This is a genomic window from Streptomyces sp. NPDC050619 (genome assembly GCF_040654815.1).
Taxonomy (GTDB): domain Bacteria; phylum Actinomycetota; class Actinomycetes; order Streptomycetales; family Streptomycetaceae; genus Streptomyces.
This window is the reverse complement of record NZ_JBFAIR010000004.1, coordinates 395,224-409,920: the sequence shown is the minus strand read 5'-3', so window position 1 is coordinate 409,920 and position 14,697 is coordinate 395,224. Positions and strand designations below refer to the sequence as shown.

Here is a 14,697-nt window from a genome sequence, read left to right as displayed (position 1 = left end):
GCTTACTGCTGTCTAACATCTCGGCCAATGCGGGGTCAACGGAGCCCCGCCCCGCACAAGGCTCAGGAGCTACGACGATCGTGACCATCACCGGACCTCGCGACGCCCCCGACGTCGTGGACGTCATCGCGCTCGGCGAGTCCATGGTCACCTTCCTGCCCTCCCGGCCGGGCCGCCTCGCCGACGTTCCGTCCTTCGAGCGGGAGATCGGGGGCGCGGAGTCGAATGTGGCGTGCGCGCTGGCCGCCGCCGGGCACTCGGTGAGGTGGGTCAGCCGGGTGGGGACGGACGGGTTCGGCGATCATCTGGTCGAGGCGATCGGTGCCCACGGCGTCGACGTGTCCGCCGTCCGGCGGGATGCGGCGCGTCCGACGGGCGTGTACTTCCGTACGGCGGGGGACCGGGCCACCGAGGCCCACGAGGTGGCGTACTACCGGGCCGGGTCGGCGGCCTCCGGGATGGCGGTGGAGAACATGGACTTGGCGGCGGTGCGGGCGGGGCGGGTCCTGCACCTGTCGGGGATCACGGCCGCGCTGTCCGAAGGCTGCCTGGGCCTGCTGCGGGAGCTCACCGCTCAGCGGCCCGGCCGCCCGCTGGTCTCCTTCGACCTCAACCACCGGGAGAGCCTGTGGCCCGACCCGGCCGAGGCGGGCGAGGTCCTGCTCGCTCTGGCCCGCGGCAGCGACCTCGTGTTCGTGGGGGAGGACGAGGCGCGGGACGCGTGGGGGTACGGCGCCGAGGAGCTGCGCAGGGCGCTGCCCGAGCCGGATGTGCTGGTCGTCAAGCACGGCAAGGGCGGCGCGACCGTGTACGACAAGCAGGAGGTCACCTTCGTCCCCGCCCTGCGTGTCGAGGTCGTCGCGGCCGTGGGAGCCGGTGACGCCTTCGCCGCCGGGTTCCTCTCCGCCACCCTGCGCGGGCTGCCCGTCCGCGACCGCCTCCGGCACGGCCACCTCTGGGCCGCCGCCGCCCTCACCGCCCCCGGCGACCTCGCCGCGCCGCCCGCCCGCGACCACGCCGACCGGCTGGCCGCCCTCGACGACACCGCGTGGGGGACACTTCGACTCGGTCCCGGCTGGACACAGGCAGCGGGCCGGGCCGACGAGGAGGTACGCATCCCATGAGCCAGACCGTCGACCGCGCGCTCAGCATCCTGCCGCTGCTCGCCGAGGGCCCCGCCGACCTGGGGCAGGTCGCCGACCGCCTCGGCGTCCACAAGTCCACGGCGCTGCGCCTGCTGCGCACCCTGCACGAGCACGGCCTGGTCTACCGCCAGTCCGACCAGCGCTACCGCCTCGGCGCCCGGCTCATCTCGCTCGCCCAGGAGGCGATGGAGAACCTCGACATCCGCGAGATCGCCCACCCCCACCTCGCCCGCCTCAACGAACAGTGCGGGCACACCGTCCACCTCGCCGTCTACGAGGAGGACGAGGTCCTCTACATCGACAAGGTGGAGAGCCGGTACCCGGTGCGGATGTACTCGCGGATCGGCAAGCCCGTCGCCATCACCGTCGCGGCGGTCGCCAAGCTGCTGCTCGCCGATCTGCCCGAGGCCGAACGCCGCGTCATCGCCGACAAGCTCGAATACCCCCTGTACACGGCCCGTTCGACGCCCAACGCCCCGGCCTTCCTGCGGGAGCTGGAGAAGGTGCGCGAACAGGGCTGGGCCACCGACCTCGGCGGCCACGAGGAGTCCATCAACTGCGTCGCCGCGCCGATCCGCGGTGCCGACGGCAAGGTCGTCGCCGCGATGTCGGTCTCCGCGCCGAACGTCGTCGTCACCGCCGACGAACTCCTCACCCTGCTCCCACTGGTCCGCCGCACCGCCGACGCGATCAGCGGGGAGTACTCCGGCAGAACCTCAGCGAAGGGCCCCGCATGACCGAGAAGATCGCGCTCGTCCCCAAGACCCACACCACCCCGCCCGCGAAGTTCTCGCACGGCGTCAGGAAGGGCAACATCCTCCAGGTCGCCGGCCAGGTCGGCTTCCTGCCCGCGGTCGAGGGTCAGCCCCCGACGCCCGCCGGGCCGACCCTGCGCGAGCAGACCCTCCAGACCCTCGACAACGTCAAGTCGGTCCTGGAGGAGGGCGGCGCCTCCTGGGACGACGTGATGATGATCCGCGTCTATCTGACCGACGTGGACCACTTCGCCGAGATGAACGGGATCTACAACACCTACTTCGAGGAGCAGGGGCTCACCGCGCCTCCGGCCGCCCGCACGACGGTCTACGTCGGCCTCCCCGCCGGGCTTCTCATCGAGATCGACGCACTCGCCGTCCTGGGCTGAGCCCGGCTGACGCTCCCTCAACTCCCGCACGCCGTACCCGGCATGGCGCCCTTCGGGGCGCCGTGCCGGGATCCCCCCTGCCCGAAAGCACTATGCATTTACCCAGAGGACCCCCAATTGTCCACGACGTCCCCACCCCACACCGGCGGACTGCTCCTCCTCATCGACGGTACGGCGGGCCTCCTGACCGTCGCCGCCATCGGCATCGCGCTCCTGCTCTTCCTGATCATCAAGGCGAGACTCCAGCCGTTCGTCGCGCTGCTCGCGGTCTCCATAGCCGTCGGCCTGCTCGCCGGTCTGTCGGTCACCGAACTCTTCGGCACGGTCCAGCGGTCGGACGCCGTGTCCACCATCGAGTCCGGCATGGGCGGCATCCTCGGCCATGTCGCGATCATCATCGGCCTCGGCACGATGCTCGGCGCGATCCTCGAAGTCAGCGGCGGCGCCGAGGTGTTGGCGTCCAGGCTGCTGAACCTGTTCGGCGAGAAGCGCGCCCCGCTCGCGATGGGCATGACCGGCCTCATCTTCGGCATCCCGGTCTTCTTCGACGTCGGCATCTTCGTCCTCGCGCCGATCGTCTACGCGGCGGCGAAGCGCTCCGGCAAGTCGATCCTGCTCTACTGCCTGCCGCTGCTGGCGGGCCTGTCGATGACCCACGCGTTCCTGCCACCGCACCCCGGCCCGGTCGCGGCCGCCGGCCTCCTGCACGTGGACCTCGGCTGGGTCATCCTCATGGGCATCGCCTGCGGCATCCCTGCCGTGCTGGCCGCCTGGGCCTACTCGGCGTGGGTCGGCCGCCGCATCTTCGTCGCCGTACCGCAGGACATGGTCGAGGCGGCGGAGGAAGCCAAGCTCGCCGTGATCAGCGAGCAGCGGGAGACGGGCGTGGAGCCCCGGGAGAGCCCCGTACCGCTCGGCACGGTCCTCGGCATCATCGGTACGCCGCTGATCCTGATCCTCGCCGCCACCTTCTCGTCGATCGCCCTGGACCCCTCCACCGGCCGCTCGGTGATCGAGTTCTTCGGCCACCCGTTCGTGGCCCTCACGATCGCCCTGCTGCTGGCGTACTACCTCCTCGGCATCCGCCGCGGCTGGTCCCGCAAGTCCCTGGAGACGGTGTCGACGGCCTCGCTGAAGCCGGTCGGCAACATCCTCCTCGTCGTCGGCGCGGGCGGCATCTTCGGCGCGGTCCTCAAGGCCAGCGGGGTCGCCCAGGCGCTGTCGGACACGTTCAACGACGTGGGCCTGCCGGTGATCGTGCTGTCCTACCTGCTCTCCGTGGTCCTGCGGGTCGCCCAGGGCTCGGCGACGGTCGCCATCGTCACCACGGCGGGCATCGTCGCCCCCCTGCTCGCCGAGGGCGACCACTCCCAGGCCTTCGTCGCCCTCGTCATCATGGCCATCTCGGCCGGCTCGATCTTCGCCTCGCACGTCAATGACGGCGGCTTCTGGATGGTGGCGAAGTACTTCGGTATCAGCGAGCGGGACACCCTGAAGACGTGGACCGTGCTGGAGACGGTGCTGTCGGTGGCGGGTTTCGTGGTGGCGGCGGTGTTGAGCGTGTTCGTTTAGCGGGTGCGTGGTGGGCCCATGTCGTCGCACGTCGTCGCACGTCGTCGCACGTCGTCGCCCGTGGGCCCACCACTCGAACGTACGTAACAGAATGCGCACATGCGAACACGCACTGTTTCACTGGCGCCGAGGCCGTCGGTCACAGGCGCCCTCTCCGAACGGCACGAAGGAGAGAAGAGACAGAATGAAGATCGAGCGCAGCACTTTGAAGCGAGCGGCCGTTCCGGCCCTGATAGCGGGTCTCCTCCTGCCCGTGTGCGCCACCCCCGCCGAAGCCCAGGAACCGCCCGGCCTCACGGCGGTCCGTTTCAGCGGCACCGTCTCGCTCAGCGCCCGGGTCGGGGCGACGAACACCGTCACGGTCTTCGTCACCAACAACCGCCTGCTCGTCAGGGACATTTCGGGTGTCGCGGCAGGCCCGGGCTGCTCGCGGCCGAATCCCAACGACGCCACGCTCGTCGACTGCGGCCCCCTCCCCGTCGCCCGGCTCAACGTCGTTCTGCGCGACCAGGCGGACAGCCTCCTCGTCGACGCCCCGGTCGGCGCCGTCGTCGACGCCGGGTCGGGCGCGGACACCGTACAGACCGGCAGCGGCAACGACACGATCAACGTGCGCGACGGCGGCGCCGGCGACACGGTGGGCTGCGGCGAAGCCCCGGGCGACTTCGACAGGGCGCTCGGCGACCCCGGAGACACCCTCACCACGACCTGCGAGCAGAGGGCCACTTTCTAGGCCGTCTTTCCAGGCCGTCGTAGGGCTGTCGTAGGGCCGTCGTACGTCGGGCGAACAGCGGCGCGGTCGGTGCCGGTTGTAGTCGTCTGATAACGAAGTAGGGGCTGGCTGTGTCCAACACAGGATTGTCGACCATACTGCCCGCTGTGGAGCAGCGCATAGGTTCGAGCAGCCAGCCCCTGGAAGGCGCCGGATTCGACCCGGCATTCATCCCCGGGCTCACGCCACCCGTGTCCGGCGAGCCGGCGGATGCCAAATCGCGGGACGCGGAGTCGAAGGACGCCGAGTCGGCGGACGTCGAGTCGGCGGAGGCCGAGGACACCGAGGCCGTGGACACGGAGGAAGCCGCCCCCGAGGGGTCCGCCCCCGAAGGGTCCTCGGAGTCCGAGGAGTCCGCGGAGTCCGAAGAAGAGGAGGTCGAGGAGATCCCCGACGGCCCCGTCTTCGAGGCCTCCGATCGCCGCGCGAAGATCGTCGCCGACCACAAGGGCGTACGCCTGATGCTCGACGACCAGCGGTGCGACTTCCGCTGGGACGAGATCGGCGCGGTCGAGACGGAGTCCCCCCGCTTCGGCAAGCGGTTCACCATCACGGTGCACACCCCTGACCGCCGCTGGTACCCGATCGAGATCGAGGCGACGGCCAGGAGCCGCTTCAAGGAGTGGGACGAGCAACTGGACGCGGTCCTGGACGCCTACTTCGACGAAGACGCCGAGGAAGTCGCCGAGGAAGTCGCCGAGTAAGGGGCGACCCCTAGCAGTACTGGGTCTGCTTCCCGATCGACCGGTACATGCAGTCCGCGTTCTCCAGCAACTGCAGCACCGCGTCCCGGTTCCGAGAGGTCTCCCGCTCGATCACCTCGTCGGGCGGGTAGAACCCCCCTCCGGAACTGGACGACGGGTACATCTCGAACGTGTAGCCGAAGATCTTGTGCGAACCCCAGAGGTAGTCGTCGATCGACCCGTCCGTGATGTACAGGTCGCTCGACTGCTCCGCCGTGTACCCGTTGCTCGCGGCCATCTTCCCCCCGACGGCCGCGAAGGCGTTCCGGTCGTCGGCCGTCATCCCGGTCGTCGTGTTCGCGGTGGTGTACCCGAAGGGCCACAGCACCAGCTCGCTGTACGTGTGGAAGTCGACGCCCGCCTTGATCTGCTGCACTCCGCCGACCACCCGGCTGCGCACGAAGTCGGCGACGACCTTGACCTCCGGCGCCGACTCCGCGGCCGTACCCCGGTACGTCTCCGAGGACGTCGAGCCCGAAGAACCGCCGCAGCAGCCCCACCGATAGGCCCAGTTGCGGTTCAGGTCCGTCCCGACGTACGAGGAACCGCTGTTGGGCTGCCGGTTCTTGCGCCACGAGCGGTACGAGCCGCTCGCGATGTCGTACTCGCCGCCGTCCGGGTTGAGGTCGGGCACGATCCAGATCTCGCGGTTGTTCACCATGCTGGTGACCCGGGAGTCGGAGCCGTAGCCCGCCCCGAGCTCGCGGATCAGGTACAGCGCCATCTCCACCGTCAGGTGCTCACGCGCGTGCTGGTGGTGGGTGAACAGCACCTCGGGCTCGGCCTCGTCTGTGGCCACGTTGTCGCTGATCTTGATGGCGACGATGTCCCGGCCCTGGTACGACTTCCCGATCACGCGCTTGCTCATGATGCTCGGGTACGCCGAGAGGCGGGTGTCGATCTCCGCGTTCATCTCGGCGTAGTTGTGGTAGCGCGAGTCGGCCGAGGGGAAGTCGAGGAGCCGTACGCCGCCCTCGCCGCTCGACCGGTCCGGGGCCGTGCCCAAGGCCGTCACCTGGTAGCCGAGTTGCCGCAGCCTGCTGATCTGGTCCGCGCGGCCGGAGACCACCACCGTCTCCTCGTCGGCCTCGTCGACGGTGACTCCGGTCCGCTGAATGGCCGTACGGGTCAGGGGAGTCGTGTGCTGGTGGATCTCGTACTGGCGGACGTCGCCCACGGACGGTGCGGCCTTCTGGGCGCTGTCGGCGTTCGCGGAGTCGAGGTTCGCGGAGAGCGGGGCCGCGAGGGCGAGGGCGAGGACGGCGGCCAGAGCGGCGTAGCGTCTGCCGCCACGGGCGCCTGAGCCTCGTATGCGAAGTCGCATGAAGTCTCCTAGTTTCTCCAGGAATTCCGGGATCTCCGGAACGGGGAGTGCCGCTCATCGTCGATGTATGGCATGAGCAGGTCAAGAGTGACTCAGGGCGCGGTGGCGTGAACCGAGCGGTGAACGGCCGGGGTGAACGGCCGGGGTGAACGGCCGGGGTGAACGGCCGGGGTGAACGGCCGGGGTGAACGGCCGGGCAGTGTACGCGGGCCCCTCCCCGGCAGGGTGCCCTCGGGCAAAGTGCACCCGGTGGTGTGACCGTCGCGTGCATATATGCCGTGCTCCGGAGAGGGTGAGGGTTCGGCAACGGGAGGCTGATCATGGGCGGATCAGCGCCACGACGGGACTGTCACCTGCCGGTCGAGACGACCAGCTTCGTCGACCGGCGCCGTGAACAGGCGGAGGGCCGCGAGCTGTTGGCCCGGGCCCGCCTGGTCACGCTGACCGGCCCGGGCGGCGTCGGCAAGACGCGCCTCGCCGTACGCATCGCGGCCCGCGTCGAGCGCGCCTTCCCGGACGGCGTGCGCTTCGTGCACCTGGCCGGCCTGCACGACCCGGCGCTCGTCCCGCTCGCCGCCGCCGACGCCCTCGGCCTCCACGACCACTCCGTGCAACCGCCGTTGGACGCCCTGGTCGAACAGCTGCGGGACCGGCGCCTCCTCCTCGTCGTCGACAACTGCGAACACCTGCTGCCCGCCTGCGTCGACCTCGCCGCCGCCCTGCTGCGCGGCACCACCGGTGTCCGGATCCTCGCCACCAGCCGCCACCGCCTCGGCCTCACCGAGGAACACCTCCTCGAGGTACGGCCGCTGCCCGTGCCCGACCCGGACGGCGACCTCGTCGCGGCCGACGGCTATCCGTCCCTCGCCCTCTTCGCCGACCGCGCCGCCGCCGTCGTCCCCGGCTTCCGGCTCACCGCCGACAACCGCGCCGCCGTGGCCCGCCTGTGCCGGCGCCTGGACGGCCTCCCCCTCGCCATCGAACTCGCCGCCGTCCGCATGCGCGTACTCAGCGTCGAACAACTCCTGGAACGCCTCGACGACCGCTACCGCCTGCTGTCCGCCGGCAGCCCCGCAGTCCTGCCCCGCCACCAGACCCTGCGCGCCGCGATCGACTGGAGCCACGAACTGTGCACCGAGCGGGAGCGGTTGGTGTGGGCCCGGCTGTCGGTTTCACCCGGCGGCTTCGACTTGGAGACGGCTGAGGCGGTCGGTGCGGATGGGGTGGGGGATGGGGGTGGTGAGGTCGGTGAGGCCGGTGAGGTCGGTGAGATTGGCGCGGTCGGGACGGCAAGCGTGGATGGCGAGGTGGGTGTGGGCGGCGGGGGCGGTCCGGTCGGAGCAGTCGGTCCGGTTCGCGCTGGCGGAGCCGCCGGGGCGGGCGGTGCGGTTGGCGTGGTAGGCGCCGGCGGTGCGGACGGAGCAGTTGGCGCTGGCGACGGGGCCGGTCCGTTCGGAGTAGTCGGTGCGCTTGGCGCTGGCGACGGGGTCGGTCCGTTCAGAGTGGTCGGTCCCCCTGGCGCCGGCGGTGCGGTCGGTGCAAGCGGCCCGGTCGGAGCGGACGGAGTAGTCGGTGCTGGCGGTGCTGGCGGTGCTGGCGGAGCATTTGGTGCTGGCGGCGGTTGCGGTGCGGACGGTGCTGGCGGAGCAGCCGGGGCCGATGGTGCAAGCGGGGCGATTGGCGTCGGCGGTGCGGAGGGAGCAGCTGGCGTGGTAGGCGCGGGCGGTGCGAGCGGCCTGGACGGAGCGGACGGAGTAGACGGTTCGGGCGGCGCGGTCGGCGAAGGCGGTCCGGTCGGCGCGAACGATGCGGGCGGCGGGGTTGGTGTGAATGGTGCGGGCGGAGCAGTTGGCGTGGTTGGCGCGGGCGGGCCGGTCGTCCCGGTCGCTGCGGGCGGTGCGGTTAGCGCCAACGGTCCGGTCGGTGCGGGCGGCGGGGTTGGTGTGAAGGGTGCGGGCGGAGCAGTTGGCGCGGGCGGGCCGGTCGTTCCGGTCGCTGCGGTCGGTGCGGTTAGCGCCAACGGTCCGGTCGGTGCGGGCGGCGGGGTTGGTGCGGACGGAGCAGTCGGCGCAGGGGGCCCGGTCGGCCCGGTCGCCCCGGTCAGCGCGAACGGCGCGGACGGCGCGGGTGGAGCGCTCGGCGCAGTCGGTGAGGGCGGCACCGTCGGCGCGGGCCGCACCGTCGGCGCGGGCCGCACCGTCGGTGCGTACCGTGAGCGGATTCAGTCGTACGACGTCCTCGAAGCCGTCGCCGGGCTCGTCGACAAGTCCGTCCTGTGCCGGGAGTCCGGACCCGACGGTGGCGTGCGCTACCGGCTTCTGGACACCCTGCGGCACTACGGCCTCGACAAGCTGCGGCAGCTGGAGGGGGAGGAGACCGCTGCCCGACGCCGCCACCGGGACCGTATGCAGGCCCTGGCCGCCGCATGCGAAGCCGCCTGGTTCGGGCCGGGCCAGCGGGAGATCGTCGCCCGGTTGCGGGCCGAGCAGGACAATCTGCGCGCGGCACTGGACTTCAGCCTCACGGGGCCGGGGGAGGCGCTCGCCGGGCTGCGTCTCGCCGGCACCCTGTGGTTCTACTGGCACGCCTGCGGCGCCCCCCGCGAGGGCCGCTATTGGCTCGACCGCGCCCTTGAGGCCAACCCCGAGCCGACCCGCGAGCGAGCCCGCGCTCTGTGGGTCGCCGGGCTCCTCGCGGGCTGCCCCGCGGACCTCGCCCGGGGTCGCCGCCGCGCCGAGGACGCCCGCGCGCTCGCCCACCGTCTCGGCGACGCGGCCGAGGCCGCCCACGCCGACTACGCCGTCGGCGTCATCCGGCTGTTCACCGACGACCTCCCGGCCGCGCTGGCCCACTTCGAGGCCGGCGTCGCCCGCGGCCGCGTCCCCGGCGAGCACCTCAGCATCGTCGGCCTCGACCAGGTCGAACTCGCCTGCGCCCTCGGCTTCCTGGGCGAGGCCGACCGGGCCGTCGAGGTCTGCGAGAAGGCCCTGAGCCTCTGCGAGGAGCACGGCGAGGAATGGGTGCGCTCCTACGTCCTGCGGATGCTCGCCCTGGCCCACACCGTGAAGCGGGACTGGCCCCGCGCCGAACGGCACGTCCGTGCGGCCCTGCGCCTCAAACTCGCCCTCAACGACGTCCTCGGCATCGCCCTCACCCTCGACCTGGCCGCGCTCATCGCCACCGAGGGCGGCGCCCACGAACGCGCGGCCGTACTGATAGGCGGCGCCGACCGCGTCTGGACCGCCGTCGACCGCGACCGCTGGGGCTCGAAGGCCCTCAACGCCACCCGCGGGGACAGCGAACGGCACGCCCTCGACGCCATCGGACGGTCCCCCTTCACCCAGGCCTACGAGCGCGGCGCCGGCCTCCGACTCGCGGAGATCGTCGGATACGCCCTCCAGGAGACCGGCCTGCCCGAACACCCCGACACCGAAGGGCCGGTGAACTGCGCGCCCGAGATCCGCCTCACCCGCCGGGAGGCCCAGGTCGCCGAACTCGTCGCCGAGGGCCTCGCCAACCAGCAGATCGCCGACCGCCTGGTGATCGCCCGCCGCACCGCCGAAGGCCATGTGGAACGCATCCTCAGCAAACTCGGCTTCAACAACCGCAGCCAGATCGCCGCCTGGGTGACGGCACAGCGCTGACGGCACCCGCGCTGACGGCACCCGCGCCGCCGCGGGCAGTCGTGCCGCGCACCACCGAGAACCCAGAACCCAGAACCCAGAACCCAGAACCCAGAACCCAGAACCCAGAACCCAGGAACCAGAACCCAGGAACCCAGGGGAATCCGCATGCCCAACGACACCTTCGACCACCGTATGGCGGTCTTCGGCACCGACGACGCATTCGTGGCCGCCGCCCTCCCCTTCCTCACCGAAGGCCTCATCGCGACGGCGACCGGCGAACCCGCACCCGTGGCCATCGCCGCCCCCGACAAACTGGACCTCCTGCGCGACACCCTCGCCGCAGACGCCGAGAACGTCACCCTCATCCCGCACACCGACTGGTACACCGGCTCCGCCGCCAACGCCGTGGCCCAGGCCGCCGGTTACCTCACCGCGCACGCCGGCCCCGGCGGCCGTATCCACCTCCTCATGGAGCCCGTCTGGAACGGCCGCGCCGGTCGCTCCCCGCGCGAAACCGCCGAGTGGATCCGCTACGAGGCCCTCGCCAACCTCCTCTTCGCCCCCTTCGCGACGACCGTCCTGTGCGCCTACGACACCCGCACCGCCGGCCACGCCGTCATCGCCGCGGCCCGCCGCGCCCACCCCGGCACGGGCGTCCACGAGCCCCCGGCACGCATCGCCGCCGAGCTGGACGCCGTACCCCTGCCCTCGCCTCCCGCCGACGCGGAACCACTCGAACGGCCGGACGCCGACGTCGTACGGCAGCGGGCGCGGGCCCGTGGACTGGCCGTCGCGGACGCGGAGTTGTTCGCCACGGCCGTCGCCGAGGCGGCGGCATCCCTCGGCCCGCTCACCGGCGCCCTGCTGTGGGGCGAGGGACCGGCCTGCGTCTGCGAACTGCGCTCCACGCGCCACGTCACCGACCCGCTCGCCGGCTTCGTCCCGCCGCCGACGGCCGCCGAACCGGAGCCGGGCCAGGGCCTGTGGTACGCGCGGCAGGTCTGCGCGTACGTCGACGTCCGCGACGACGTACGCGGGGCGACGGTCCGCCTCCAGTACGCGTAGCGGCAAGAGCCGTACAGGTACGGGCAGGTCCGGGCAGGTACGGGTACAGGTACAGAATCGGGTAGTCCTCCCCGTTCAAGGCGGGCCGGGGGAGGACACCCTGAAAGACATGCTGCGACTTTCCGGGGGAGCCCTCCCGGACCCCGACCCTCGATACGGCGCCTACCCACAACCGCCCCTGGGCGCAGGCCATCTGAGCGTCGAGTACGACCCACGTCCGTCCGCAGTCCGCGAGGCCCGCGCCGAGGTCCGCAGACATCTGGAGGGATGGGGTCTGGCCGACCGGGAGGAGGTGCTGGACGCTGCGGAACTGCTGGTCAGCGAGCTGGCCACGAACGCCCTGCTGCACTCCGCGAGCCGCTTCAAACTCACCCTGACCGCCGCACACGGCGTCCTGCGCTGCGAGGTCGCCGACTCCGGCCGCCGTACCCCGCAGGTCCTCGCGGCGGGGACCTCGGAGAGCGGCCGGGGGATGTTCCTGGTGGACGCGCTCGCCCTGCGCTGGGGCTGCCACCAGGACGGACCGGGCAAGACCGTCTGGTTCGAACTCGGCACGTGCGCGGTCGAGGGCTGCGGCCGGCGACAGCGGTAGTGCCCGCCCCAGCACCGGTTGAGCACCGGTTGAGTACCGGTTTCCAGCGGGTTCCTTCACCGCACGCCCTCTTGTGCCCCCGTCCTCTTTACGCTTTCTTGATCGGCATGGCGGACACCACGGACAACGCAGCGACAGGGACGGCGCCCACCTCGGTACCCCGAAAGTCCAGTTGGAAGTACATCGGCCCGGGAATCGTCGTGGCCGCGACCGGCGTCGGCGCCGGCGACCTCGTCGCCACGCTCATCGCGGGCAGCAACTTCGGCTACACCCTCCTGTGGGCGGCCGTCATCGGCTGCCTGGTCAAGATCTCCCTGGCCGAGGCGGCCGGCCGCTGGCACCTGTCCACCGGCCGCACCCTCTTCGAGGGCTGGGCGAGCCTGGGCCGCTGGACGACGTGGTTCTTCGTCGTCTACGTGGTGATCTGGGGCTTCGTCTACGGCGCCGCGGCGATGTCGTCGAGCGCACTCCCCCTCCAGGCCCTGTTCCCGGACGTCATGGACCTGAAATCGTGGGGCATCGCCTGCGGCCTGGTCGGCCTGGTGTTCGTCTGGTTCAACAAGTACGCGGTCTTCGAGAAGGTCATGACGGTCCTGGTGGGCGTCATGTTCGTGGTCACTGTCTACCTGGCGATCAGGGTCACCCCCAACCTGGCCGACGCCTTCGCGGGCCTGCTCCCCGTCCTCCCCGACGAGAAGGACTCGATCCTCAACACCCTGGGCCTGATCGGCGGCGTCGGCGGCACGATCACGCTGGCCGCGTACGGCTACTGGGTCAACGCCAAGGGCTGGACGAACACGGGCTGGATGAAGGTGATGCGCCTGGACAACCGCGTCGCCTACGCCACGACGGGCATCTTCGTGGTCGCGATGCTGTTCGTGGGCGCGGAGTTGCTGCATTCGGCGAACGTGTCGATCGCGAGCGGCGACAAGGGCCTGATCCAGCTGAGCGACATCCTGGAGGACAAGTACGGCACGGCTACGGCGAAGTTCTTCCTCATCGGCTTCTTCGCCACCTCCTTCACGTCCCTGATCGGCGTCTGGCACGGCGTGAGCCTGATGTTCGCGGACTTCGTGGCGCGCTACCGCTCGCGCGGGGAGGCAGGGGGCGAGGAGGTCGCGTCGGGCGAGCGTGAGAAGTCCTGGCCCTTCCGCGCCTACCTGCTCTGGCTGACCTTCCCCCCGATCGTCCTGCTCTTCCAGGGCCAGCCCTTCCGCCTGGTCATCCTGTACGGCGTACTGGGCGCCGCTTTCCTCCCCTTCCTGGCCGGCACCCTGATCTGGCTCCTGAACTCCGCCCGCACACCGAGGGAGTGGCGCAACGGGGCACTGAGCAACGGCATGCTGGCGATCGCGGGCCTGCTGTTCCTGGTCCTGTGCGTGAAGCAGGTCTGGGATCAGCCGTGGTCGGAGTTCTTCTAGTACTCCAGTAGTACTCCACCAGTACTCAAGTTTCAGCGGATGCTGTCGTCCGGTGCCGAAGGAGTGTCCGTGCCCTGTCTGACAAGGAGGACGAGTCGCTCCGCTTGAGTAGCGTCGGTGGCGGTCAGAGCGATCCCGTTGGCCAGGGCGAGTAGCTCCGAGGCGTCGAGGTCGGAGCGGACAGCACCGGCGCTTTGCGCCCGGGTCAGCAGCGCGGACGCGGCTGTGTGCATCGAGTGGTGCCAGCGGTCGAACAGCGCGGAGCGCTGCCCGGTGCGGTCGTCGGTGATCGACAACGCCAGTTCCCGCTTGGCTGCCACGTGTGCGATGAAGTCCTGAAGCCAGCCGAAGAGGGCATCGCCGGGAGGATCCTCGGCGAGCAGGGACTGGCCTCGGGCGCAGAGTTCGGCCACTTCCCCGGAGTAGACGGCGACGATCAGCTCGCGGCGCGTCGGGAAGTGCCGATACATCGTGGCGTTGCCGACGCCGGCCCGGCGGGCGATGTCGTCGAGTGGGGCGTCGACGCCGTGATGGTGGAAGACGTCCCTGGCAGCGGCCACGAGCAGGTCGTAGTTGCGCTGGGCGTCCGCGCGACGACGACGCTGGGGTTCCGGACGCGGCGCGGGTCCGGCGCTCTGCGATGGCATGACCCTCCTTGTTAATCGGGGACTTCCCCGGTTACGGTAGCCGAACCTGGCGAACGGGGAGGTCCCCGTTTTCCGCTCAGGTGTGACCAGCAGGGGAGACGCAGCATGTCGCAGGGAACGGAAGACACCGCACACGCAGGACCAGGAGAGATCCACCGGCGCACCGTCGAGAGCTACGCGCAGATCCTGGAAGGCCGACTCGAAGACGCCCTGACACTGGTCGATCCGGAGGTCGTCGACCACCGGGGAGGCACGGAGGGCGATCACCGTGGACGCGACGCCTGGCGTCAGAAGTGGGAGTCGGTGAGCGCGGGCAGTGCATTCCACGACGTCTCGGTGACGATCGAACAGAACCTCGTCTCCGGCGACACCTCCGCCAACCGGTACACCCTCCGGGGCACCCACACGGCCTCCGGCCGACGCTACGAGGTCCTCGGCATGGACATGGTCCGGGTCCGCAACGGCCGAATCGTCGAGCACTGGGCCCTGCGCGACGCGGACGCGATGCGCGACCAGTTGGGTCCGTGAAAGAACATCCTTCCCCTGGCGGCCAGATGGTGACCGCCGCACCTCGAAGCCCCCTCCCGCGGACAGCGGCGCCGTGTTGCGGGCCCCCGTGACCGGTGCGACGGTGAACGAGGGAGGG

At 71.0% G+C, this 14,697-nt stretch carries 14 protein-coding genes and 1 pseudogene; 12 read left to right on the top strand and 3 right to left on the bottom strand.

What is annotated here, in order from left to right; all coding sequences use genetic code 11:
• The first annotated feature begins 80 nt into the window (after positions 1-80).
• The 6 genes from AB0I77_RS10295 (at position 81) to AB0I77_RS10270 (ending at position 5,337) form a co-directional block, all read left to right on the top strand.
• Positions 81-1,124, top strand: a complete 1,044-nt coding sequence (locus tag AB0I77_RS10295; RefSeq protein WP_363281961.1) for a sugar kinase — start codon at positions 81-83, stop codon at positions 1,122-1,124.
• Entirely contained in the window at positions 1,121-1,882 is a 762-nt protein-coding gene (locus AB0I77_RS10290; protein ID WP_363281960.1) for an IclR family transcriptional regulator, read from the top strand. Before AB0I77_RS10295 ends, AB0I77_RS10290 begins: the two co-directional genes overlap by 4 nt.
• Positions 1,879-2,289 carry a RidA family protein gene (locus tag AB0I77_RS10285; protein ID WP_363281959.1) on the top strand — a complete coding sequence of 137 codons (411 nt, stop codon included), beginning with the start codon at positions 1,879-1,881 and terminating at the stop codon, positions 2,287-2,289. The genes AB0I77_RS10290 and AB0I77_RS10285 overlap by 4 nt, the downstream gene beginning before the upstream one ends.
• 117 nt (positions 2,290-2,406) lie before the next feature.
• Positions 2,407-3,861, top strand: coding sequence for a gluconate:H+ symporter (locus AB0I77_RS10280; RefSeq protein WP_363281958.1), 1,455 nt, complete (start codon positions 2,407-2,409; stop codon positions 3,859-3,861).
• Positions 3,862-4,045: 184 nt separating this feature from the next.
• Positions 4,046-4,594, top strand: coding sequence for a hypothetical protein (locus tag AB0I77_RS10275; protein ID WP_363281957.1), 549 nt, complete (start codon positions 4,046-4,048; stop codon positions 4,592-4,594).
• Positions 4,595-4,740: 146 nt separating this feature from the next.
• A complete protein-coding gene (locus AB0I77_RS10270; protein WP_363281956.1) occupies positions 4,741-5,337 on the top strand; it encodes a hypothetical protein in 597 nt (198 codons plus the stop codon).
• A gap of 10 nt (positions 5,338-5,347) precedes the next feature.
• Here AB0I77_RS10270 and AB0I77_RS10265 read toward each other — a convergent pair whose 3' ends face one another.
• Complete coding sequence (locus AB0I77_RS10265; RefSeq protein ID WP_363281955.1) at positions 5,348-6,700, bottom strand: M14 family metallopeptidase; 1,353 nt, start codon at positions 6,698-6,700, stop codon at positions 5,348-5,350.
• Between the two features lie 320 nt (positions 6,701-7,020).
• On the opposite strand from AB0I77_RS10265, the pseudogene AB0I77_RS10260 reads away from it, so the two are divergent.
• Positions 7,021-7,917 (top strand): annotated as a pseudogene (locus AB0I77_RS10260) (AAA family ATPase); the annotation flags it as partial.
• Here AB0I77_RS10260 and AB0I77_RS10255 read toward each other — a convergent pair.
• On the bottom strand, positions 7,873-9,036 hold the full coding sequence (locus tag AB0I77_RS10255) for a hypothetical protein (protein WP_363282091.1): 1,164 nt from the start codon (positions 9,034-9,036) through the stop codon (positions 7,873-7,875). The pseudogene AB0I77_RS10260 and the gene AB0I77_RS10255 overlap by 45 nt on opposite strands.
• Between AB0I77_RS10255 and AB0I77_RS10250 the strand changes: the two genes are divergently transcribed.
• From AB0I77_RS10250 to AB0I77_RS10235, 4 genes are all read left to right on the top strand, one after another.
• Complete coding sequence (locus AB0I77_RS10250) at positions 9,004-10,344, top strand: LuxR C-terminal-related transcriptional regulator (protein WP_363282081.1); 1,341 nt, start codon at positions 9,004-9,006, stop codon at positions 10,342-10,344. The genes AB0I77_RS10255 and AB0I77_RS10250 overlap by 33 nt on opposite strands.
• 147 nt (positions 10,345-10,491) lie before the next feature.
• Positions 10,492-11,391 carry an MEDS domain-containing protein gene (locus AB0I77_RS10245; RefSeq protein WP_363281954.1) on the top strand — a complete coding sequence of 300 codons (900 nt, stop codon included), beginning with the start codon at positions 10,492-10,494 and terminating at the stop codon, positions 11,389-11,391.
• Between the two features lie 109 nt (positions 11,392-11,500).
• On the top strand, positions 11,501-11,983 hold the full coding sequence (locus AB0I77_RS10240) for an ATP-binding protein (RefSeq protein ID WP_363281953.1): 483 nt from the start codon (positions 11,501-11,503) through the stop codon (positions 11,981-11,983).
• A gap of 107 nt (positions 11,984-12,090) precedes the next feature.
• Positions 12,091-13,404: an Nramp family divalent metal transporter gene (locus tag AB0I77_RS10235; protein ID WP_363281952.1), complete on the top strand. Its 1,314-nt coding sequence runs from the start codon at positions 12,091-12,093 to the stop codon at positions 13,402-13,404.
• Positions 13,405-13,436: 32 nt separating this feature from the next.
• On the opposite strand, the gene AB0I77_RS10230 is transcribed toward AB0I77_RS10235, so the two are convergent.
• On the bottom strand, positions 13,437-14,051 hold the full coding sequence (locus AB0I77_RS10230; RefSeq protein WP_363281951.1) for a helix-turn-helix domain-containing protein: 615 nt from the start codon (positions 14,049-14,051) through the stop codon (positions 13,437-13,439).
• A gap of 105 nt (positions 14,052-14,156) precedes the next feature.
• On the opposite strand from AB0I77_RS10230, the gene AB0I77_RS10225 reads away from it, so the two are divergent.
• Positions 14,157-14,579, top strand: a complete 423-nt coding sequence (locus AB0I77_RS10225) for an ester cyclase (protein ID WP_363281950.1) — start codon at positions 14,157-14,159, stop codon at positions 14,577-14,579.
• The last annotated feature ends 118 nt before the right edge of the window (positions 14,580-14,697 follow it).

What these genes read in the sequence shown, in the direction of transcription:
- AB0I77_RS10290 (WP_363281960.1), top strand. Translation starts at nt 1,121, where the DNA reads ATGAGCCAGACCGTCGACCGCGCGCTCAGCATCCTGCCGCTGCTCGCC.
- AB0I77_RS10285 (WP_363281959.1), top strand. Translation starts at nt 1,879, where the DNA reads ATGACCGAGAAGATCGCGCTCGTCCCCAAGACCCACACCACCCCGCCC.
- AB0I77_RS10275 (WP_363281957.1), top strand. Translation starts at nt 4,046, where the DNA reads ATGAAGATCGAGCGCAGCACTTTGAAGCGAGCGGCCGTTCCGGCCCTG.
- AB0I77_RS10265 (WP_363281955.1), bottom strand. Translation starts at nt 6,700, where the DNA reads ATGCGACTTCGCATACGAGGCTCAGGCGCCCGTGGCGGCAGACGCTAC.
- AB0I77_RS10245 (WP_363281954.1), top strand. Translation starts at nt 10,492, where the DNA reads ATGCCCAACGACACCTTCGACCACCGTATGGCGGTCTTCGGCACCGAC.
- AB0I77_RS10240 (WP_363281953.1), top strand. Translation starts at nt 11,501, where the DNA reads ATGCTGCGACTTTCCGGGGGAGCCCTCCCGGACCCCGACCCTCGATAC.
- AB0I77_RS10235 (WP_363281952.1), top strand. Translation starts at nt 12,091, where the DNA reads ATGGCGGACACCACGGACAACGCAGCGACAGGGACGGCGCCCACCTCG.
- AB0I77_RS10230 (WP_363281951.1), bottom strand. Translation starts at nt 14,051, where the DNA reads ATGCCATCGCAGAGCGCCGGACCCGCGCCGCGTCCGGAACCCCAGCGT.
- AB0I77_RS10225 (WP_363281950.1), top strand. Translation starts at nt 14,157, where the DNA reads ATGTCGCAGGGAACGGAAGACACCGCACACGCAGGACCAGGAGAGATC.